Source organism: Methylobacterium organophilum, from assembly GCF_022179465.1.
Classification (GTDB): Bacteria; Pseudomonadota; Alphaproteobacteria; order Rhizobiales; family Beijerinckiaceae; genus Methylobacterium; species Methylobacterium organophilum.
In genome coordinates this window covers 11,635-32,489 of sequence record NZ_BPQV01000010.1, presented here as the reverse complement: position 1 = coordinate 32,489, position 20,855 = coordinate 11,635, and the positions used below count along the sequence as shown (strand labels likewise).

Here is a 20,855-nt window from a genome sequence, read left to right as displayed (position 1 = left end):
CCCGCCGCTTCGAAGCCGCGGGCGCCCCTTCAGGCCGCCCGGCGCGGCACGAGCCGCTCGCTCGCGAGGGCCTCCTGCGCGCCCGACACGCCGGCCTCGGCGTATTCGGCGTCCTCGTTCACGCACCAGGTGTCGTAGAGCCGCTCGCCCGCGAGGATGTTCTTGACCGTGAGCATCGCAGTCATCATCGCGTGGTCCTGATTGTTGTACTTGTGCATGCCGTTGCGCCCGACGAGGTGCAGGCTCGGGAAGGCGCTCTCCAGGTCGCGCCGGATCGTGGCGACATGCGCCTTGTAGTCCTCGTCGTAGACCGGATAGGCCTTCGGCTGGCGCACCACGCAGGCATCGACCACGTCCTCGGGGGCGATCAGACCGATCTGGCCGATCTCGCGCTTGGCGAGCGCGACCAGCTCCGCGTCCGAGGCGTTCCACAGCCCGTCGCCCTCGAAGCAGAAATATTCGAGGCCGAGGCAAGTAAAGCGCTCGTCCGGCACCATCTCCGGCGACCAGGAGCGGAAGTTCTGCACGCGGCCAACCTGCACCGCGGGGTCGTGGATATAGATCCAGTTGTCGGGGAAATCCTCCCGCGCCTTGGCGATCAGCGCCACGGTCAGGAAGTCGCGATAGGCCAGCGCCCGGGCGTTGAAGGTCGAGAGGGGCGTCGGGCGCAGGGCATCGACCAGCTCGCGCAGCGGTGCGGAGGAGATCACGTGGCGGGCGGTGAAGGTCTCCCGCGCGCCGTCGCCGCGCAGCGCGGTCACGGTCCAGAGCCCGGTACGCGCGTCGTAGCGCAGGCCGTCGACGCCACGGTCGAGCAGCACCTTGCCCCCCTGCGCCGCGATCCTCTCGGCGGCGGCCTCCCACATCATGCCGGGGCCACGCCGGGGATAGCGGAAGGATTCGATCAGCGTCTTGATCACCGGCTCGCCCGCCGCCGGCTTCTTCTTGCGCAGGCCCAGCGAACGCACCACCGCGTCGCGGATCGCGGCGCCGAGATCGAGCCCCTTGATGCGCTGCGCCGCCCAATCGGCGGAAATCGCGTCGCAAGACATCCCCCAGACCTTCTCGGTGTAGGTCTTGAAGAAGATCGCGAACAGCCGCTCGCCGAACTGGTTGCGCACCCATTCGTGGAAGGTCTTCGGCTCGCGCACCGGCCGGGCCCGCGCCAGCAGATAGGAGCCGACGCAGGCCGCGCTCTGCAGCAGGCCCAGGTTGCGCAGGGCCTCGAAAGCCTTCAGCGGATAGGCGTAGTACTTGCCCTTGTAATAGATCCGCGACAGCCGCGGCCGGTCGATGAAATCGTTGGGCAGGATCTCGTCCCAGAGATCCACCACCGCCTTGGACTTCGAGAAGAAGCGGTGCCCGCCGATGTCGAACAGATAGCCGTGATGGGAAACCGTGCGGCTGATGCCTCCGACCTGAGACGGATCGCGCTCCAGAACGGTGACGTCGCGCCCCTCCTTGGAGAGAAGATACCCCGCCGTCAGCCCCGCCGGCCCGGCACCGATCACCAGGGTCTCGGTGTGGTGGCTCATCACGCAAGCTCCGCCACCGCCCCGGAGCGGACGGCCTCGCTCGGTTCTAGCGTTGCAGTGGTAAACGCAGCCTCACTTGGGGCGCTGGGCGCACGCCACCCCCGCTCGCTTTCCGTTAACCGTGCGTCGCTAGGCTCCGCGCCGGCCCGATCACGGACAGGCGGAACGGGCGGCGGAGTCAGCCGATGCAGCGACCGGAACGCATCCGCGAGGAACTGCAGGATCTGCTGCCGCAGGGCAGCTTCGTCCGCAACCGCTCGATCGCCGTACTGCTGCCCTGCTTCAACGAAGAGGCCACGGTCGGCACCGTGATCGCCACGTTCCGCAGGGTGCTGCCGGGCGCCACGATCTACGTCTACGACAACAACTCGACCGACCGGACCGCGGAAATCGCGACCGCGGCCGGCGCGATCGTCCGGCACGAGCGGCGCCAGGGCAAGGGCAACGTCGTGCGGCGCATGTTTGCCGACATCGATGCCGACATCTACGTGCTGGCCGATGCCGACGAGACCTACGACGCAACCGCAGCAGGCCGCCTGATCGATGCCCTGATCGCCCAGCAGATCGACATGGTGGTGGGCATCCGCATGGGCGAGGAGGGCGCCTTTCCCCGCGGCCACCGCTTCGGCAACGTGATGTTCAACCGCATCGTCGAGGGACTGTTCGGACGGGGTTTCACCGATATTCTGTCGGGCTATCGCGTCCTGTCGCGGCGCTTCGCCAAGTCCTTCCCCGCGACCTCCTCGGGCTTCGAGATCGAGACCGAGCTGACCGTGCACGCCCTCGACCTGCGGCTCGCCTCGGCCGAGATCGCGCTTCCCTACGGCGAGCGGCCAGCCGATTCGCGCAGCAAGCTGAAGACCTTCCGCGACGGCACGCGCATCCTCCTCAAGATCGTCCGCATGTACAAGGCCCTGAAGCCACTCAGGTTCTTCGGCCTCGCGGCCGCCGGCTTCGGCCTCGCCTCGCTGGCCCTCGGGCTGCCCGTGGTCGCGACCTACCTCGAAACGGGGCTGGTGCCACGCCTTCCCACCGCGATCCTCGCGGCCGCCCTGATGCAGCTCGCAGTGATGAGCCTGACCTGCGGCATCATCGTCGACGCGGTCTGCGCCAGCGCCCGCGAGTTCAAGCGCATGCGCTACCTCGACCTGCCCGCTCCCGGCACCGCCTGAGCCCGACCATGTCCGCCTCCACCCTGCCGAACGAGAGGCCGGTCGACGGCCGCTACTACGAGGTCGCGCCGCCGCGCTCCTTCGCCGAGACGCTCGTGGCCGCCGCCCGCGACCGCATCCATGCCGACTTCCGGCGGCTATGCCGGCCGACGCCCGACAGCACCATCCTCGATGTCGGTATCTCCGACGTGCTGAACGACGCCGCCAACGTGCTGGAGCGAACCTACCCGCACCGTGCGCACATCACGGCGGTCGGGCTCGGCACCGCGGAGGCCTTCCAGGCCGCCTTTCCCGAGATCGCCTACCGCCAGGTCGCGACCGACTGCCTGCTGCCCTTCGCCGATGGCCAGTTCGACATCGCCGTCTGCAATGCGGTTCTGGAGCATGTGGGCAGCCCGGCCAATCAGCGCACTATGCTGCGGGAGATGACCCGCGTCGCCCGCACGGTCTTCGTGACGGTGCCGCACCGCTTCTTTCCGATCGAGCATCACACCGCGATCCCGTTCCTGCATTTCTCGGATGCGGGCTTCCGCCTCGCATGCCGGGCGCTCGGCAAGGAGAGCTGGTGCGAGCCGGAAAACCTGATCCTGATGACGCGCGCGCGGCTCGCCGCCGCATTGCCGCCAGGTCTGACGGGACGCATCGGCCGAACCGGAATTCCCCTGGGGCCGTTCAGCTCGAACCTCTATCTCCACGTCGACGGGGCCGCACGCTGATGCCAGGGCAGGCCAGAACGGAGCAGCCGGCGGGAATCCGGGCGCCCGTCTTCGTGGCGCTCGGATTGCTGGTGACGCTGCCGCTGGCGTGGCGCTACTACTGGCCGGCGGGCGGCGGGCTCGACGTCACCGGTCACCCGATCGGCCGCGACTTCATCAACAACTGGGTCGGCCCGCAACTCGCCTTCTCGGGGCGCCTCGCGACGCTGTTCGACCTGGAGGCTTACGCGCGTGCCATCGGCGAGGTGTTCGGCGCGACGCTGCCCTTCCACAACTGGGGCTATCCGCCCTTCGCGCTGCTGATGCTCTGGCCGCTCGGCCAGATGCCCTACTTCGCTGCGCTGTCGCTGTGGACGTTCGGCCTGTTCGCCGCCTTCGCCGGGACCGCAGCGAGCGCGCTGCCCCCTGGCGAGCGTGCGAGGGCATTCGTTCTCCTCGCCCTCGCGCCGGCTTGCCTCATCAACACGCTCGGCGGGCAGAACGGTTTCCTGACGGGCTTCCTGCTGCTCGGCGGCATGCTCTGGCTCGATCGGCGACCCTGGCTCGCGGGCGTGCTGTTCGGGCTTCTGACCTACAAGCCGCATCTCGGCCTGGCACTGCCCTTCGTCCTGATCGCGCTCGGCGCCTGGCGGACGATCGCCGCGGCCTGCGCTACGGCGCTCGTGCTGGTCGCGGCCTCCGTCCTGGTGTTCGGGATCGAGCCCTGGCGGGCCTATCTCACCACGACGAGCGCCTTCCAGTGGCTGCTGCTCGAGCGCTTCCAGGGCTTCTATCCCTACATGATGGCCTCGATCTATGCGGGCGGACGCACCTTCGGGCTGCCGATGCAGGCCGCCCTGGCGCTGCAGGCCTGCATCTCCCTGCCGGTGCTGGCGGCGACGGTGTGGGCGGTCCGGCGCACGGCCGATCCGCGTGCCCGCGCCGCGCTGGTGGTCTGCGCGGCGCCCCTGCTGACGCCCTACGCCTTCAACTACGACCTCACCGGCGTGGCGGCGGTCGCGGTCTGGCGGCTCTGCGATCGCACCTCCGAGCCGGTCTCGCCCTGGCTGCTCGCGGCTTGGCTCGCCCCGACGCTGATGATGCCGCTCAACATGGCCGGCCTCGGCATCGCGCCCGCGCTGGTCCTCGCCATCTATCTCGGCGAATTGCGCGCCATCCTCGCTCGCCCCGCCGCGCAACCCGCGCCGGCCGGCGCGGCCGGCTGACCCGCGCGTCATGAGCGCCACGGCTGCGCCTCCCGCCGCCATTCCCCAATCCGGCTCCGGCCTCCTCGAACGCCCGGCGCTGCTCTGGCTGCTCGCGGGAATCGGCCTTGCCTGCGCCTTCTCGCCGGAGGGCTTCGTCGCGGCCCTCGGCCTGCATTTCCCCGACACCGACGACGCCATGCGGCTCGCCGAGGTGCGCGACCTCGTGAACGGCCAGCCCTGGTTCGATCTCGTCCAGCACCGGTTCCTGCCGCCCGTGGGGGTGCAGAGCCACTGGTCGCGCCTGCTCGATGCGCCCCTCGCCGCCGCGATCGCCGGGCTCACCCCGTGGGTCGGCCCCCGCTTGGCGGAGGGGCTGACCGTGGCCCTGTGGCCGCCCCTGCTCTTCGCGCTCTACCTGGCCATCCTCTACCGGGGAACGGCACGCCTGCTCTCACGCCGGGCGGCCATTCTCGCCGTCTTCGCCGCGAGCCTCACCCTCGGCCTCGTGCTCCAGTTCCGCCCGGGCCGGATCGATCACCACAACGTCCAGATCCTCTGCCTGATCGGCGTCGGCCTCTGCCTGATGGACCCGGCGCGCCGGGCCGCGCCCGCGGCCCTGGCCGGCTTCCTCTGCGCCCTGTCCCTGGCGATCGGGCTCGAAGCGGTTCCGCTCATCGCCGTCGCCGGCCTGTTCGTCCTCGGAGCCTGGGGGCTGACGGGCCGGGTCGCGCTCCCGCGCTTCCTCGGCTTCGGCCTCGCCCTCGGCCTGGGGGCGGGGGGCCTGTTCGCCCTGCAGACCGATCCCGCCCTCTGGGCCGTCGGCGCCTGCGATGCCCTCTCGCCGCCCTGGCTCTGGCTCGCCGGCAGCGCGGGCCTCCTCGCCCTCGCTGCCGCGCTCCTGCCGGAGCAGGCGCCGCCTGTCGCACGTCTCGGCCTCCTGGCGGCCGGCGGCGCGGTATCCCTTGCCGGCTTCGCCTGGCTCTTCCCGCACTGCCTCGGCGGCCCCTTTCCGGGGATGCCGGAGGTCGTGCGCGCGCATTGGCTGCACAAGATCTTCGAGATGCGGCCGCTTCCCGCCATCCTGCACGACGCGCCGGCCGAAGGCTTCGGCTACGCGTTCGTGCTGCTGCCGGCGGCCCTCGTTTCGGCCCTCTTCGCCCTGCGCGGCCCGGGCCCCCGCCGGGTCTTCCTGCTCTGCGCCCTCTTTCTCGCCATGGGCGCGGCGCAGAGCGGCTTCCAGTTCCGCGGCTTCTTCGTCGCCATCGCCTTCGTGCCCCTCGTCGCGGGGGCGGCCCTCGACCGGGCCTTCGCCCTGATCGGCGACACGACGCAGCCGCCCGCGCACCGCCTCGGCCCGGTTGCGGCGGCGCTCTGCCTGCTGAGCCCGGTCTGGCTCCTGCCGGTCAGCCTGGCGAAAGCCCTCGCCCCATCGGTCCCCACCGAGGCACCGGCGCAGACCGGCTCATGCACCGCGCCGGAAGCCTTCCGGACTTTGGCCGGCCTGCCGCCGGGCCTCGTCCTCGCCCCGATCGATCTCGGCCCGGCGATCCTCCTCAACACGCCGCATTCCATCGTCGCGGCTCCCTATCACCGCGCCAGCGCCGGTCTGCAGGCATCGCTGGAGGCCTTCGGGGCGGACGAGGACGCGATGCGCCGCCAGGTCGAAGCCCTGGGCATCCGCTACGTCGCGCTCTGCGCCGCCACGCCCCCCGCCTCCCTCGACGACAGAACGCCCTTCGCGACCCGTCTCGCGCGGGGGCAAACCGCCGTCGCCTGGCTCGAACCCGTGGGGGCGTCCGGCGGCCCCCTGCGCCTCTGGCGCGTCCCCTGACGTCGACCACGCGATTTTTGCCACAAAATTGGATAGGCTCTCGGCGCCCGGCCCATGCGGTGCGCGCCGCCGACCGACGCCGCCTCGGCTCTCGACAGGATCCCGATGCTCTTCCGCAGACGCACCACGCCGCCGCCGACGCCGACCGCCTCGGACGAGCCTGCGCTGCCCGGCCGCCTCTCCCCGCGCTCACCGAGCGAGGCGATCAAGCCCACCGCGGCCCCGCCGCCCCCGGAGAAACCGGAGCGCAGCCGCGGCGGGCTGCTCGCGCGGCTCAGCGGCTTCTTCACGCTGTTCGTCGTGGCCGCCATCGGCGCCATGATCGCGCTGACGCTGTTCAACCGGCAGACGCATGAGCCCGGGCCCCTGGCGAACGACAAGGTCGTCGTCATCCCCAACCGCAGCGGCACCAGCGAGATCGCGGAGATCCTGCAGCGGGAGGGCGTGATCGACCACGTCGCCCTGTTCGAATTCGCGGCCCGCTTCGGCGGCAAGGGCCCGCTCAAGCATGGCGAGTACAATTTCAAGGCCCATGCCAGCATCACCGACGCCATCGACACGCTGGTGAACGGGCGGCAGGTCCAGCACTCGATCACCTTCCCCGAGGGGCTCACTTCCGAGCAGATCGTGGTGCGGCTCAACGACAACGACGTGCTCTCCGGCGAGATCGCGGAGATCCCGCCGGAGGGTTCGCTGCTGCCCGACACCTACAAGTTCGAGCGCGGCGCCACCCGCCAGCAGATCCTCAACCTGATGCGCACCAAGCAGCGCGAGGTGCTCAACCAGATCTGGATGCGCCGGAACAACGAGATCCCGATCCGCACCCCGGCGGAGATGGTCACCCTGGCCTCGATCGTCGAGAAGGAGACCGGCCGGGCGGACGAGCGGCCCCGGGTCGCCGGCGTGTTCATCAACCGCCTGAACAAGCGGATGCGCCTGCAATCCGACCCGACCATCGTCTATGGCCTCGTCGGCGGCCGCGGCACCCTCGGGCGCGGCATCCAGCGCTCCGAGATCGAGCGGGCGACCCCCTACAACACCTATGTGATCGAGGGGCTGCCCCCGGGGCCCATCGCCAATCCGGGCCGCGCGGCCCTCGAGGCGGTGGCCAATCCCTCGCGGACCAAGGACCTCTACTTCGTCGCGGACGGCACCGGCGGCCACGCCTTCGCCGACACGCTCGAATCCCACCAGCGCAACGTGACCCGCTGGCGCCAGGTCGAGAAGGCCCGTCAGCAGGCGCAGCAGCCGGACGCCAACCCGGTCGACAAGGTCGATCCCAACACCGCCGATCCGACCGCGGCCCAGCCGGGGACGCCGGGCCGCGCCCCGGCCTACGCGCCGGGCGGCAACTCGGCCATGGCCTATGACGGCGCGCCGACCGATCCGAACGCCCCGCGTCCGAAGGCCTTCGACGCCTCCGAGGGCACCAAGCTCGATCCCCTGCGCAACAAGACCTACGACCTGGGCTCGCCCAAGACCGTGCCGGTGCTCAAGAATCCCTGATCCGGCAGACCGTTGCGATAGGATCGGGCGCGGCTCCGGTTTCGGAGGCGGCTCTCGGCGGTGACGGCAGGCCGCGTTCTCGGGCAGGGGGAAAGCTCATCCCCGCCCGATCGGGCGCCGTCACCGAGATTCTCTAACGCCCCCTTCCGCGACCGCCTCCTCGCGGCTCCCGCCGGCCCGCGTCGCCACCAGCGCACCGGCCACGATGAGCCCGCAGGCCAGCGCCAGCGGCCAAGTCGCCGGGGCGTAGCCGGCGGCGACGAGGATCAGCGTCGAGAGCACCGGGGCGGCGTAGGAGCCGACGCCGAGGAGGCGGATGTCGCCGCGCTTCACGCCGATGTCCCAGAGGTAGAACGCCGCCCCGACCGGGCCAAGGCCCAGAGCCGCGACCGCGGCCCATTGGCTCGAACCCTCCGGCCAGACCGTGCGCTCGAAGGCGAGGTGGCAGACGAGGCTCAACGCCGCCGTGGCGAGGCAGAAGCCGGCCACCGCGTCCGTCGGCACCGCCCCGACCCGGCGCGACAGCACCGAATAGCCCGACCAGACGAAGGCGCAGGCGAAGGCCGCGAGATAGCCCGGCACGGCGCTCGCCTCGAAGCTCAGCGTCCCACGGCCGAGAAACAGCGCGACGACACCGGCGAGGCCGAGGAGGGCACCGCCGACATGGGCGGCGCGCAGGCCTCTCTCGCCCGGCAGCAGCGCGGAGAACATCACGATCAGGAGCGGCCAGAGATAGTTGATGAGCCCGGCCTCCGCCGGCGGCGCGAGGCGCAGGGCCGCGAAGTAGAGCGCGTGGTAGCCGAACAGCCCGCCGATCCCCAGCGCCCAGACCGCCAGAGGCTGGCGCAGGGCCGAGAGCCCCGAGGGCCGGGCGATCCAGCTGGCGCAGCCGAGAAGACCGCCGATCAGAAAGGTCATGGCGGCGAGCTGGAACGGCGGCACCGCACCGGAGGCGGCCGTGAACAGGGCGAGCAGCGACCAGAGCAGGATGGCTCCGGAGCCGATCACGGTGGCGGTGCGGGTGGTCATGGGTCGGCCCTAGCATAGCGGGCCTGCCGGCTCACCCGGGAAGCGGGCGCGGCACGGACCTTCCGCGACAGGAGCGCCATCCGATCGAACGCAGCCCCGGCCGATCCCTCATCCGGGTGTACGCATCTCCCCCCCGCAGGGCACGGCGAGAGCCCCTAGGGACAGCGACGGAGAAAACGTGATACCGCGCGCCAGGTCGCCTCAGAGGGTACGGATCGACGCATGATCGCGAGCATGACGGGCTTCGCCCGCGCCGCCGGCAGCACCGGCCCGGTGCAATGGCTCTGGGAGATCCGCTCCGTGAACGGGCGCGGGCTCGACATCCGCCTGCGCGTGCCGAGCGGCCTCGACGGCGCCGGGGAGGCGGCCCGGGCCGCCCTGCAGAGGGCGCTCGCCCGCGGCCAGTGCCAGCTCTCCCTGACCCTGTCCAAGCCCGAATCCACCCCTCGGGTGCGGGTCAACGAGGCCTTGCTCGCGGACCTCGCCGCCGCCGCCGCGCGGGTGCCGCTCCCGCCGGGCATCGGCCCCGTCACCCTCGACGGCCTGCTCGCCGTGCGCGGCGTCATCGAGACCGAGGAGGAAGCCGGCGCCGATCCCGACATCCTGGCCCGTGACCTCGCCGCCGGCGCCGAGCGCCTGGTGGCCGATCTGGTGGCCGCTCGCCAGGCCGAGGGGCGGGCCCTGCGCGAGGTGATCGAAGGCCAGATCGCGCAGATGGAGCGCCTGACCCGGGCCGCCGAGGAGAACCCCGCCCGCAAACCGGAGGCGGTGCGCGCCCGGCTGGCGGCCGCGGTTGCGGCCCTTTCGGAGAGCGGCAGCCTCGACCCCGACCGGCTGCACCAGGAGGCAGTGCTGATCGCCGCCAAGGCCGATGTCCGCGAGGAGCTCGACCGGCTGCGCGCCCATCTCGACGCCGCCCGCGAGTTGCTGGCCAAGGGGGGCGCCATCGGCCGCCGGCTCGATTTCCTGGCCCAGGAGCTCGGCCGCGAATCGAACACCCTCTGCGCCAAGGCCGGCGACATCAGCCTTTCGCGGATCGGACTCGACTTGAAGGCCGTGGTGGAGCAATTCCGCGAGCAGGTTCAAAACGTCGAGTGACGATGTTTCCGATGATGCATGCAACGAACACGGGTGGGGTGAAGCGGTGAGCGGGTCTGCGGGCGCGCCCCTGCGCGGCGACAAGGTGAAGGGCCGCGGCCTGGTCCTGATCCTGTCCTCCCCCTCCGGCGCCGGCAAGACGACGCTGACGCGGGCCATCGCCAATGACGGCGGCTGGGGGCTCGAACTGTCGATCTCCGTGACGACGCGCCAGCGCCGCCCCTCGGAGATCGACGGCAAGCATTACAACTTCATCGACCAGGAAGCCTTCCAGGACCTGCGGGCCCGCGACGACCTGCTCGAATGGGCCGAGGTGCACGGCAATTTCTACGGCACGCCCCGTCGTCCCGTGGAGAAGGCCCTCGCCGCCGGCCGGGACATGATCTTCGACATCGACTACCAGGGCACGCGGCAGGTCCGCTCCAAGCTCAAGGACGACGTCGTCACGGTCTTCATCCTGCCGCCGAGCTTCGCCGAGCTGCGTCACCGGCTGGAGCGCCGGGCCGAGGATTCGCCCGAGACCATCGAGAAGCGCCTCGCCAATGCCCGGGTCGAGATCCAGCGCTGGACCGAGTACGACTACGTCCTCGTCAACGACGACCTGCAGGACGCCTTCAAGGCGCTTCAGGCCATTCTGTCCGCCGAGCGCCTGAAGCGCACCCGCCGGGTCGGCCTCTCCGACTTCGTGGACGGGCTGCTGGCGGAGGCCGACGCCCAGGGCTGAGGGCTCCCCTCGCGGAACCGGCGAGGGATCACCATATCGGGGCTTCGCCGAATTTGCCCCCACATGCCCCCCTCCGCTATCCCGCTTCAAGCGGGGCGGGGGCGGTCGGCGTGGCGGCCCCGTTTCAAGCCCCGGACGAACCTGTTCGCGCCGGACACGGAGTTTCCATGGCTTCCGGACACGAGACCCGCCCCAGCGAACCCGTCGCCCCCTTCGAGGGCGGCGACGATGCCGTACTGCCCTTCGCCGTCGAGGCGCTCGACGTGCGCGGGCGCGCCGTGCGGCTCGGCCCCTCCGTCGACACCATCCTGCGGCGCCACGGCTATCCCGATTCCGTGGCGCGCCTGCTCGGCGAGGCGGCGGCCCTGACGGCGTTGCTCGGCGCCTCGCTGAAGTTCCAGGGCCGCTTCCAGCTCCAGACCAAGACGGACGGCCCGGTCGAGATGATCGTCGTCGATTTCGAGGCCCCCGATCGCCTGCGCGCCACCGCGCGCTTCGACGCGGCGGCCGTGGCGACGCTCGGCGAGCGGGCCCGGGCGCCGGACCTGATGGGCAAGGGCCATCTCGCCATGACCATCGACCAGGGCAGCGCCCAGAGCCGCTACCAGGGCGTCGTCGCCCTGGAGGGCCAGGACCTGGAGGAGGCGGCCCACCAGTATTTCCGCCAGTCGGAACAGATCCCGACGCAGGTCCGCCTCGCCGTGGCCGAAGCCCTGGAGGGGGGGGCGGCGCGCTGGCGCGCGGGGGGGCTGCTCGTACAGTTCCTGCCGACCTCGCCCGAACGCATGCGCCAAGCCGATCTGCCGCCGGGCGATGCGCCGGAGGGCTACGCGCGCCTCGACGAGGCGGGCCTTGCCGAGGACGATGCCTGGGTCGAGGCCCGTTCCCTGGTGGGCACCGTGGCCGATCACGAACTCGTCGATCCGGCGGTGTCGAGCGAGCGGCTTCTCTACCGGCTCTTCCACGAGCGCGGAGTGCGCGTGTTCGAAGCGCAGCCGATCATCGAGGCCTGTCGCTGCTCGCGGGAGCGGGTGATGGGCATGATCCGCTCCTTCTCCCCGCAGGAGCGGCGCGACCTCGTGGCCGATGACGGCCACATCGGCATCACCTGCGAGTTCTGCTCGCGGCGCTATGTTCTCGACCCGGCCGAGGTCGAGGCGGAGATCTCGGCCCGCTCGGAGTGAGGCGAGGACGCTCCGCGATGCGTGCGGAGATTTGCAAGCGGGCCGCACTGTACTAGATTGGCGGTGAGGGCCGGCGGGTGGCACCCCGTCGGCCCTCTACTCAAGAGCCTATTACCAGAGCGCTACCGTGATGGTCAGAGACCACGCGGTAGCGTTTTTGGTTACGGTGATGGTCAGGATCGGTATTCCGATCACATGGACTCACCTCCTCCCCAGCCTGCCTGCTCAGCCTTTCGGCGGCGGCGGTTGGCTATTCCGCCGCAAGCCCGGTGCCCGGGCCTTCACGACTGGAGTGGCGACGCTTCAGCGAGGCCAAGTCATACCCATCCATCGAAGACGCACAATCTCGATCGCGCATACACTTTTTATTGCGCGATGATTCTACTGAAAATACATTCAGAGATGCGTCGAATCTGCAATCTGTGTTTGCAGAAAGCTCGCGAGACGTCCACATGGCGAGCGGACGAGCGCTTGTCGAGGTCGCGCCATATCATGCGCCCGATGGTCCCGCACGGGCGGACGGGATCCCCTTTTGGAACCGCTCCATGTTAAGAGGCTGCATGGCGGGCCCCGTTCTTGCGGGGCGCCAGCGCCGTCCGAATCCGAACGAGGCCGTCACGCATGCCGGAGCTTCATCCCGAGATCGCCGCCGTGACCGAGCGCGTGATCGCGCGCTCGAAGCCGACCCGCCAAGCCTATCTCGACCTGATCGCCCGTGAGCGCGACGAGGGCGTGCACCGGCCGATGCTCGCCTGCGGCAACCTCGCCCACGGCTTCGCCGCCTCCGGGGACGACAAGCCCGCGATCATCGCCGGCAAGGGCATGAATATCGGCATCGTCACCGCCTACAACGACATGCTCTCGGCCCATCAGCCCTACGGGCGCTATCCGGAGCAGATCAAGCTCTTCGCCCGCGAGGTCGGCGCCACCGCTCAGGTCGCCGGCGGCACGCCCGCCATGTGCGACGGCGTCACGCAAGGCCAGCGCGGCATGGAGCTGTCGCTGTTCTCCCGCGACACCATCGCCCTCTCCACCGCAGTAGCCCTGAGCCACGGCATGTTCGAGAGCGCAGTGCTGCTCGGCATCTGCGACAAGATCGTGCCCGGCCTGCTGATAGGAGCCCTGCGTTTCGGCCACCTGCCGATGATCCTGATCCCGAGCGGGCCGATGCCCTCGGGGCTCGCCAACAAGGAGAAGCAGCGCATCCGCCAGCTCTATGCCGAGGGCAAGGTCGGCCGCGCCGAGCTTCTGGAGAGCGAGTCCGCCTCCTATCACGGGGCCGGCACCTGCACCTTCTACGGCACGGCCAATTCCAACCAGATGATGATGGATGTGATGGGCCTGCACATGCCCGGCGCCTCCTTCATCAACCCGGGCACGAAGCTGCGCCAGGCGGTGACCCGCGCCGCGATCCACCGCGTCACCGAGATCGGGTGGAACGGCAACGACTACCGCCCGCTCGGCCGCTGCATCGACGAGAAGGCGATCGTCAATGCCATCGTCGGTCTCCTGGCCACCGGCGGCTCGACCAACCACGCCATCCACCTGCCGGCCATCGCCCGGGCCGCGGGCATCGTGATCGACTGGGAGGATTTCGACCGGCTCTCGGCGGTGGTGCCCCTGGTCGCCCGCGTCTATCCAAACGGGGCGGGGGACGTGAACCACTTCCACGCCGCCGGCGGCATGTCCTACGTCATCGCCTCCCTGATCGATGCGGGCCTGCTGCACGACGACATCCTGACCGTCGCCGGCACCCGCCTGCGCGACCATGCGAAGGATCCGAAGCTGTCGGGCGACGACCTCGTCTTCGAAGATGCTCCGGCGGAGAGCTTCGACGAGGCGATGCTGCGCAGCCCGGCCAATCCCTTCCAGAAGGACGGCGGCATGCGCCTCGTCCGGGGCAATCTCGGCCGCGCCACCTTCAAGACCAGCGCGGTCGATCCCGAGCGGCGCACCATCGAGGCGCCGGCCCGCGTCTTCTCCGACCAGGAGGAGGTCATGGCCGCCTTCAAGGCCGGGGAGCTGGAGCGCGACGTGGTGGTCGTGGTCCGCTTCCAGGGGCCGAAGGCCAACGGCATGCCGGAGCTGCACAAGCTCACCCCGCCGCTCGGCGTGCTGCAGGACCGCGGCCACAAGGTCGCCCTGGTGACGGACGGGCGCATGTCGGGGGCCTCGGGCAAGGTGCCGGCGGCGATCCACCTGAGCCCGGAGGGCGTCGGCGGCGGTCCGATCGCCCGCCTCCGCGACGGCGACATCGTGCGGCTCTCGGCGGAGGAGGGTCTGCTCGAGGTCAAGGTCGATCCGGCCGAGTGGGAGGCGCGCCCTCTGGCCGCCCCGCCGCCGGACGGGATCGGCACCGGCCGCGAGCTCTTCGCCTTCATGCGCCGCGGCGCGGACGGCGCCGAGCAGGGCGGCTCGGCCATGCTGGCCGCGGCCGGGCTCTGAAGCGCCCACGACACATCCCGGTCACGCTCCTCCCCGAAGGGGGGAGAGAGCCCGCCTCTGAGGACATTGCCATGAGCACCATCGACGCGCTGATGCGCTCCGTTCCCGTGATCCCGGTCCTGGTGATCGACGACGTGGCCCATGCCGCCCCCATCGCCGAGGCGCTGGTCGGCGGCGGCCTCACCGCCCTGGAGGTGACCCTGCGCACGCCGGCCGCCCTCGACGTCATCCGCGAGATGTCCAAGGTTGAGGGCGCGGTGGTCGGCGCCGGCACCGTGCTCAATCCGAAGGATCTCGACGCGGCCCTCTCGGCCGGCGCCCAGTACATCGTCAGCCCCGGCCTGACCGATCCGCTGACCGATGCCGCCAAGCGCAGCGGCGTGCCCTACCTGCCGGGCGTGGCCAACGCCGCCGACATCATGCGCGGCCTCGACCACGGGCTCGACCGCTTCAAGTTCTTCCCGGCGGAAGCCTCCGGGGGCCTCAAGGCGCTCAAGGCGCTCGCCGCCGTGTTCGGCGCCGTCCGCTTCTGCCCGACCGGCGGCATCACCGAGGCCACCGCGCCGGACTGGCTCGCGCATCCCTCCGTGCTCTGCGTCGGCGGCAGCTGGGTGGTGCCGGCCGGCACGCCCGACGCCCAGGCGATCCGCCGGGCCGCCGCGGCCGCCGCAGCCCTGCGCTGAGGGCGCCCCGGGCCCGCGGCGGCGGGTAAGCGCCAAGGTTGACAGGGGCGGGCGGCGCGTGAGCCTCTGCCGCCGAAGGGCCCTGCGCCCGAGGGAGGCGTGACGGCATCGATGCTCGACATCGCGACGCGGGTCTACAACCACAATTTCCGCATCGACCCGATCGTGCGGTCGCTCCTCGACACCGATTTCTACAAGCTCCTGATGGCGCAGACGATCCTGCGCCGGCATGCCGAGGTCGCGGTCACCTTCGGCATCCAGAACCGCACCAGCCGGATCCGGATCGCCGACGAGATCGAGGAGGGCCAGCTGCGCGAGCAGCTCGACCACGCCCGCACCCTCCGGCTCAGCCGCGGCGAGGCGACCTGGCTGCGCGGCAACAGCTTCTACGGCAAGCGCCAGATGTTCTCGGCGGAGTTCGTCGCCTGGTTCGAGACCTTCCAGCTGCCGGATTACGAGCTGACGCGGCGGAACGGGCAATACGTCCTCACCTTCCACGGCCGCTGGCTCGAGACCACGATGTGGGAGGTGCCGGCCCTCGCCATCCTCAACGAGCTGCGCTCCCGTGCCACCCTGCGCGACATGGGCCGCTTCGAGCTGCAGGTGCTCTATGCGAGGGCCATGACCCGGGTCTGGGAGAAGATCGAGCGCCTGCGCCGGCTGCCGGACCTGTCCATCGCGGATTTCGGCACGCGGCGGCGCCACGGCTTCCTGTGGCAGGACTGGTGCGTGCAGGCCATGAACGAGGGCCTCGGCGCGAAATTCCTCGGCACCTCCAACTGCCTCATCGCCCAGCGCCGCGAGGTCGAGGCGGTGGGCACCAACGCCCACGAGCTGCCGATGGTCTATGCGGCGCTCGCAGGCGATGACGACGCGGCGCTCGCCCGCGCACCCTACGCCGTGCTGGCCGACTGGCAGCAGGACTACGCAGGCAACCTCCTGGTGGCGCTGCCGGACACCTACGGCACCAGCGGCTTCCTCGCCAACGCCCCCGACTGGCTTACCGCCTGGACCGGCATCCGCATCGATTCGAAGGAGCCGATCGCCGGGGGCGAGGAGGCCATGGCCTTCTGGCGCGCCCGCGGCTGCGACCCGGCGGGCAAGCTCGCGATCTTCTCGGACGGCCTCGACATCGAGGGCATCGAGCGGATCCACGCCCATTTCCACGGGCGCATGCGCCTCGGCTACGGCTGGGGCACCCTGCTCACCAACGACTTCCGCGGCCTGGTGCCGGACGGACGGCTGGACCCGATCTCCATCGTCTGCAAGGTGATCGAGGCCGACGGCCGCCCCACGGTCAAGATCTCCGACAACCCCACCAAGGCCCAGGGCCCGGCCGCCGAGATCGAGCGCTACCGGCGCGTCTTCGGGATGGAGGACCAGGAGGCCCTGCCGATTCTGGTCTAGAAGCCCCGGCGCGTCCGGAGCGGCGAGATGCCTCTCGTACGGACGCATGAAAACGGCGCCGGGGTTCTCACCCGGCGCCGTCCGTTCTCGTCATTCAACCGCGGATGAAATCCGCGATCAGCGCCGGCGCCGCCGTGTCGAAGCCGACCACGTCGAGCATGCCGGGATCCTCCGGATCGGCGATGCTGAAGCCATTGGAGACGAGCCCCACGACCACGAGCTTCGCGGCGATGCGGTCTTCTCCCGGTACGTCCGCAGCGCCTGCACCGGATGCACGGGGCCCGCCCAGGTCTCCGAGTCCGTGTAGACCACGAACGCATCGGCCTTGACGCCGTGCTCCAGCGCCCACCCATCGGCAGCGAGCAATCCGTCCTGCCGAAGGGCAGGTTCGCGGTCGCCTCCACCGCCTGGTCGAGCCGCATCGACGGTCCGATCGGCAGCGGGGTGAGCGCCGCGCCCTGGCTCCAGGAGCGGCGGCCCACGGCGGTGAAGCCGACGACCTGCCAGTGCTCCTCGGTGGCCGCGGTGACGAGCGCCATGGCAGCGGCCGCCTCCCGCGGGGTCAGCCCGCTCTCGGCAATCGAGCCGGTCGCCACCGAGCCCGGCACGTCGAGCGCGAGGACGATCCGCCGGCCCGTGGGCTCTTACGACCGCGCGGACATGGGACGACGAACGGAGCGGCTCTCGCGAGCCGTGGGGGATCGAACCCCGGAGCCCGAGGGCTCCTCTACCCAAAGAGAACCGTTCGTCAGCGGCCCGCGCGACGCATGCCGCGAACTCGACCCTCTGGCCAAAGCCAATCCGCTTCCGGACGGGCGAATGCCGCGACGCTGAGGTCGTGCTGATTCATGCCATGCTCCGTCCGAACGGGGCCGAGGGGAGACGCGGGCGTGTCATAAATTTGCGCTCGGGGCTTCGCTGGCCGTTGATAACCGAGTGCCAACCGGCCCGCGCCGGTGGAGCGACGCCGTCCGCTTCCAGGAGGTGCGGCGTCGCGATGAGGGGGTGGATAAGGCCGAGCCTGGCGCCACCTCAACCCGAAACTTGAAAATTCTTTCAGTTTCGACCATGTCCCGCCCATGACCACACCGACCATTACCTCCGCGCAGATCCGCGCCGGCCGCGGCCTCCTGAAATGGACGCAGGGCGTGTTGGCGAGTCGCGCCGCGGTCTCCGTCGTCACCCTCAACATGATCGAGAGCGATCAGGTGATGCCCCGCCAGAGGACGCTGGCCTCGATTCGGAAGGTGCTCGAAGGGGAGGGGATCCGCTTCATCGGCGACGCGGACGAGGGCTACGGTGTCCTGATGCGCGGCAAGCCCCGAGACGAGACGGAGGCGACGGACGATTCGGAGGCGGAGGAGGAGGCGTCGAGATCCATGCGGGCGAAGCGATGAGCACGGCCCGCATCGACCTCAACGCCGACCTCGGCGAGGGCTACGGCCCCTGGCGCCTCGGCGAGGACGAGGCGCTCCTCGATGTCGTCACCTCCGCCAGCATCGCCTGCGGCTTCCATGCCGGCGATCCCACCATCATGGTCGAGACCGCCGCCGCCGCGAAGGCGCGGGGCGTGGCCATCGGCGCGCATCCCGGCTTCCACGATCTGCGCGGCTTCGGGCGCCGGGTCATCCGCCAGCCGGTGCGGGAGATCGAGCGGGACGTCGCCTATCAGATCGGGGCGATGCAGGCCTGCGCCGCGCTGGCCGGCCACCGGGTCAGCTACGTGAAGGCGCATGGCGCCCTGGCCAATCTCGCCAACGCGGAGCCGGAGATCGCCGAGGCCGTCGCCCGGGCCGTGGCCGGCGTCGATCGCGGCCTCGCCCTCATGGTGATGCCGGGCCTGGCCGCCGAGCGCGCGGCCGAGTCGGCCGGCCTGCGCAGCCTGCGCGAGATCTACGCCGACCGCGCCTATGCCGAGGACGGCCAGCTCGCTCCCCGCGGGACGCCCGGCGCCGTCATCCATGACGCCGAAGCGATCGCCGCCCGCGTCCTGCGCATGGTGGAGGAGGGCGGCGTCCTCACCGCCTCGGGCCAGCTGCTCCCGGTCGGAATCGACACGGTCTGCGTGCATGGCGACACGCCCGGCGCCCTCGCTGCGGCGAGGGCGGTGCGCGCGGGCCTGGAACGGGCCGGAATCGCGGTCGAAGCCTGCTGCGGCGCCTGAGCCGGACGCTTTCGCATCACGAATACAGGCTGGGATCGTTTTGGCGCGGTTGGGGGTTTCCCGACCGAACGGCGCCCAAGCGGAGCCGTTCCGGACGACGTGTCGAGAGTAGCCGCCCCCATGAAGCCCAATCCCCGCGCAGAAGGTCTCGTCGTTCCGCCCCGTGCCACCCGCATTCCGGCCGCCGAGACGCCGAAGGGGCCGCTCGCCTCCTCGCTGATCGTGGGAGCCCTGATCGTCGCCGGGCTCTATCTCGGCCGGGAAGTCCTGATCCCCATCGCCATCGCGGTGCTCCTGTCCTTCGTGCTCGGGCCGCTGGTGAACCTGCTGCGCAAGGCGAAGCTCGGCCGGCTGCTCTCGGTGATCGCCTCGGTGATCCTGGCCACCGGCATCATCGCCGCCCTCACCACCGTGATCGGGGTGCAGGTGGCCGATCTCGTGCGGGACGTGCCGCGCTACCAGCACACGATCGAGCGGAAGATCGAGAATCTGCGCCAGGGCAGTCTCGGCCACGCCATGGACTACATCGCCAACATCAACCGGGCGATCCACCAGGGCCCCGAGGAGAACAAGGAGCAGAAGCCCGCCCCGAAGCCCAGCGATGCCGCGAATCCGCCGCCCAAGCCCGTCCTCGTCGAGATGAAGGACCGGCCGCCGAGCGCCTTCGAGCTCGCCAACACCGTGCTCGCGCCGGTGGTGCAGCCGGTGGCGACCTCGGGCATCGTGATCGTGGTGCTGCTCTTCATCCTGATGCAGCGGGAAGACCTGCGCGACCGGCTGATCCGGCTGGCCGGGTCGAGCGACCTGCACCGCACCACCGTGGCCATGGACGACGCGGCCCGGCGCCTGTCCCGCTACTTCCTCGGCCAGCTCGCCCTCAACACGGCCTTCGGCGTGGTGATCTGCGTCGGGCTCTGGTTCATCGGTGTGCCGAACCCGGTGCTCTGGGGCATCTTCTCCGCGGTCATGCGTTTCGTGCCGTATATCGGCGCCTTCCTCTCCGCGATCCTGCCGCTCGCGCTCGCCGCCGCCGTCGATCCCGGCTGGAGCATGGTCATCGCCACGCTCATCCTGTTCGCGGTGATCGAGCCCGTGGTCGGGCAGATCATCGAGCCCCTGGTCTACGGGCACTCGACCGGGCTCTCGCCCTTCGCGGTGCTGATCTCGGCCCTGTTCTGGACCTGGCTCTGGGGACCGGTCGGCCTCCTGCTCTCGACGCCGCTCACCGTCTGCCTCGTCGTGCTCGGCCGCCATGTCGACCGGCTCGAATTCCTCGACGTGCTGTTCAGCGACCGGCCGGCCCTGACCCCGGTGGAGAACTTCTACCAGCGCATGCTCGCCGACGACCCGGAGGAGGCGCAGGAACATGCCGAGCTGATCCTGCGGGAATGCTCGCTCTCGGCCTATTACGACGAGGTCGTGCTGAAGGGGCTCGAACTCGCCGCACGGGACGCCGCCCGCGGCGTGCTGACCCCCGACCAGAAAGCCGACATCCGCGCCTCCATCACCGCCCTGATCGAGGATCTGGAGGACCGGCCGGACGGGGCGCCCAACACCCCCGCCGGCGTCGCGCGCCGGCTCGTCATCGGCAGCGTCGGCGAAACCTCCTGTGACGGCGAGCCGGTGGTCGAGAACGATCCGGAGGCGCTGCCGGAGGAATGGCGCCGGGACGGGGCGGTGGTCTGCGTCGCCGGCCGCGGCTTCCTCGACGAGCCGGGCACGGCGATCGTCGCGCAGCTCCTCCGCAAGCACGGCTTCGGCACCCGCATCGTGCCCTTCGCCGAGGTGGCGCGGGCCAACATCGCCCATTGGGAGCCGGGCCCGGTGAAGATGATCTGCGTGGTCTCGCTCGCGATCAGCGGCGAGCCGACCCATATCCGCCGCCTCGTCGCCCGGCTGAAGCAGAGGGTCCCCGGCGTGCCGGTCGCGGTCGGCCTGTGGCGGCTCGACGATCCGATCCTGTCCGACTCGGTCCGGCGCCGGGAGATCGGCGCGGACGAGCACACGGTCTCCCTGCGCGACACGATCGAGGTCGTGCTGGCGGCGACCCGCTCGGCGGTCGGACCGGACACGGAAGCCGGCCCGCTCTCGGTCGAGGCGACACCGCCGCGCCAAGCGCTTCCCGAGCCGGCCTGATCCGGTCGCGGCGGGCCGAATGTCACCCCCGCCGGGTT

General features: G+C 70.7%; 16 protein-coding genes and 2 pseudogenes. 14 read left to right on the top strand and 4 right to left on the bottom strand.

The features are described 5' to 3' along the window. Positions 1-29 precede the first annotated feature (29 nt). Entirely contained in the window at positions 30-1,535 is a 1,506-nt protein-coding gene (locus tag MFF21_RS16455; RefSeq protein WP_238312379.1) for an NAD(P)/FAD-dependent oxidoreductase, read from the bottom strand. 185 nt (positions 1,536-1,720) lie between these two features. Between MFF21_RS16455 and MFF21_RS16450 the strand changes: the two genes are divergently transcribed. The 5 genes from MFF21_RS16450 to mltG all read left to right on the top strand — a co-directional run bounded on the left by MFF21_RS16450 (position 1,721) and on the right by mltG (position 7,947). Next, complete coding sequence (locus tag MFF21_RS16450) at positions 1,721-2,707, top strand: glycosyltransferase family 2 protein (protein WP_238312378.1); 987 nt, start codon at positions 1,721-1,723, stop codon at positions 2,705-2,707. An 8-nt stretch (positions 2,708-2,715) separates the two neighbouring features. After that, positions 2,716-3,423, top strand: a complete 708-nt coding sequence (locus tag MFF21_RS16445) for a class I SAM-dependent methyltransferase (protein WP_238312377.1) — start codon at positions 2,716-2,718, stop codon at positions 3,421-3,423. A 53-nt stretch (positions 3,424-3,476) separates the two neighbouring features. Beyond that, positions 3,477-4,628, top strand: a complete 1,152-nt coding sequence (locus tag MFF21_RS16440; RefSeq protein ID WP_238312376.1) for a glycosyltransferase family 87 protein — start codon at positions 3,477-3,479, stop codon at positions 4,626-4,628. 10 nt (positions 4,629-4,638) lie between these two features. Continuing rightward, complete coding sequence (locus MFF21_RS16435; RefSeq protein WP_238312375.1) at positions 4,639-6,441, top strand: hypothetical protein; 1,803 nt, start codon at positions 4,639-4,641, stop codon at positions 6,439-6,441. A 105-nt stretch (positions 6,442-6,546) separates the two neighbouring features. Beyond that, entirely contained in the window at positions 6,547-7,947 is a 1,401-nt protein-coding gene (gene mltG / locus MFF21_RS16430) for an endolytic transglycosylase MltG (RefSeq protein WP_238312374.1), read from the top strand. 120 nt (positions 7,948-8,067) lie between these two features. Here the strand turns inward: mltG and yddG are convergent, their stop codons facing one another. Beyond that, positions 8,068-8,976 carry an aromatic amino acid exporter YddG gene (gene yddG, locus MFF21_RS16425; RefSeq protein ID WP_238312373.1) on the bottom strand — a complete coding sequence of 303 codons (909 nt, stop codon included), beginning with the start codon at positions 8,974-8,976 and terminating at the stop codon, positions 8,068-8,070. 222 nt (positions 8,977-9,198) lie between these two features. On the opposite strand from yddG, the gene MFF21_RS16420 reads away from it, so the two are divergent. The 6 genes from MFF21_RS16420 (at position 9,199) to MFF21_RS16395 (ending at position 16,517) form a co-directional block, all read left to right on the top strand. Further along, positions 9,199-10,074 carry a YicC/YloC family endoribonuclease gene (locus MFF21_RS16420; RefSeq protein WP_238312372.1) on the top strand — a complete coding sequence of 292 codons (876 nt, stop codon included), beginning with the start codon at positions 9,199-9,201 and terminating at the stop codon, positions 10,072-10,074. A 46-nt stretch (positions 10,075-10,120) separates the two neighbouring features. Further along, the gene (gene gmk / locus MFF21_RS16415; RefSeq protein ID WP_238312371.1) at positions 10,121-10,798 is read left to right on the top strand and encodes a guanylate kinase; all 678 of its coding nucleotides are present in this window, start codon (positions 10,121-10,123) and stop codon (positions 10,796-10,798) included. Between the two features lie 167 nt (positions 10,799-10,965). Further along, positions 10,966-11,982, top strand: coding sequence for an Hsp33 family molecular chaperone (locus MFF21_RS16410; RefSeq protein ID WP_238312370.1), 1,017 nt, complete (start codon positions 10,966-10,968; stop codon positions 11,980-11,982). Between the two features lie 621 nt (positions 11,983-12,603). After that, a complete protein-coding gene (gene edd, locus MFF21_RS16405) occupies positions 12,604-14,427 on the top strand; it encodes a phosphogluconate dehydratase (RefSeq protein WP_238312369.1) in 1,824 nt (607 codons plus the stop codon). A 71-nt stretch (positions 14,428-14,498) separates the two neighbouring features. Then, the gene (gene eda, locus MFF21_RS16400) at positions 14,499-15,110 is read left to right on the top strand and encodes a bifunctional 4-hydroxy-2-oxoglutarate aldolase/2-dehydro-3-deoxy-phosphogluconate aldolase (protein ID WP_238312368.1); all 612 of its coding nucleotides are present in this window, start codon (positions 14,499-14,501) and stop codon (positions 15,108-15,110) included. A 111-nt stretch (positions 15,111-15,221) separates the two neighbouring features. Further along, a complete protein-coding gene (locus MFF21_RS16395) occupies positions 15,222-16,517 on the top strand; it encodes a nicotinate phosphoribosyltransferase (protein WP_238312537.1) in 1,296 nt (431 codons plus the stop codon). Between the two features lie 94 nt (positions 16,518-16,611). Here the strand turns inward: MFF21_RS16395 and MFF21_RS24190 are convergent. Both MFF21_RS24190 and MFF21_RS24185 read right to left on the bottom strand, forming a co-directional pair. Beyond that, a pseudogene (locus MFF21_RS24190) lies at positions 16,612-16,829 on the bottom strand (hypothetical protein). Between the two features lie 98 nt (positions 16,830-16,927). Continuing rightward, positions 16,928-17,113: pseudogene (locus MFF21_RS24185) on the bottom strand (TROVE domain-containing protein); the annotation flags it as partial. 483 nt (positions 17,114-17,596) lie between these two features. Between MFF21_RS24185 and MFF21_RS16385 the strand changes: the two are divergent. From MFF21_RS16385 to MFF21_RS16375, 3 genes are all read left to right on the top strand, one after another. Continuing rightward, positions 17,597-17,914, top strand: a complete 318-nt coding sequence (locus MFF21_RS16385) for a helix-turn-helix domain-containing protein (RefSeq protein WP_238312366.1) — start codon at positions 17,597-17,599, stop codon at positions 17,912-17,914. Further along, positions 17,911-18,681: a LamB/YcsF family protein gene (locus MFF21_RS16380; RefSeq protein ID WP_238312365.1), complete on the top strand. Its 771-nt coding sequence runs from the start codon at positions 17,911-17,913 to the stop codon at positions 18,679-18,681. The genes MFF21_RS16385 and MFF21_RS16380 overlap by 4 nt, the downstream gene beginning before the upstream one ends. Before the next feature lie 120 nt (positions 18,682-18,801). Then, positions 18,802-20,817, top strand: a complete 2,016-nt coding sequence (locus MFF21_RS16375) for an AI-2E family transporter (protein WP_238312364.1) — start codon at positions 18,802-18,804, stop codon at positions 20,815-20,817. The last annotated feature ends 38 nt before the right edge of the window (positions 20,818-20,855 follow it).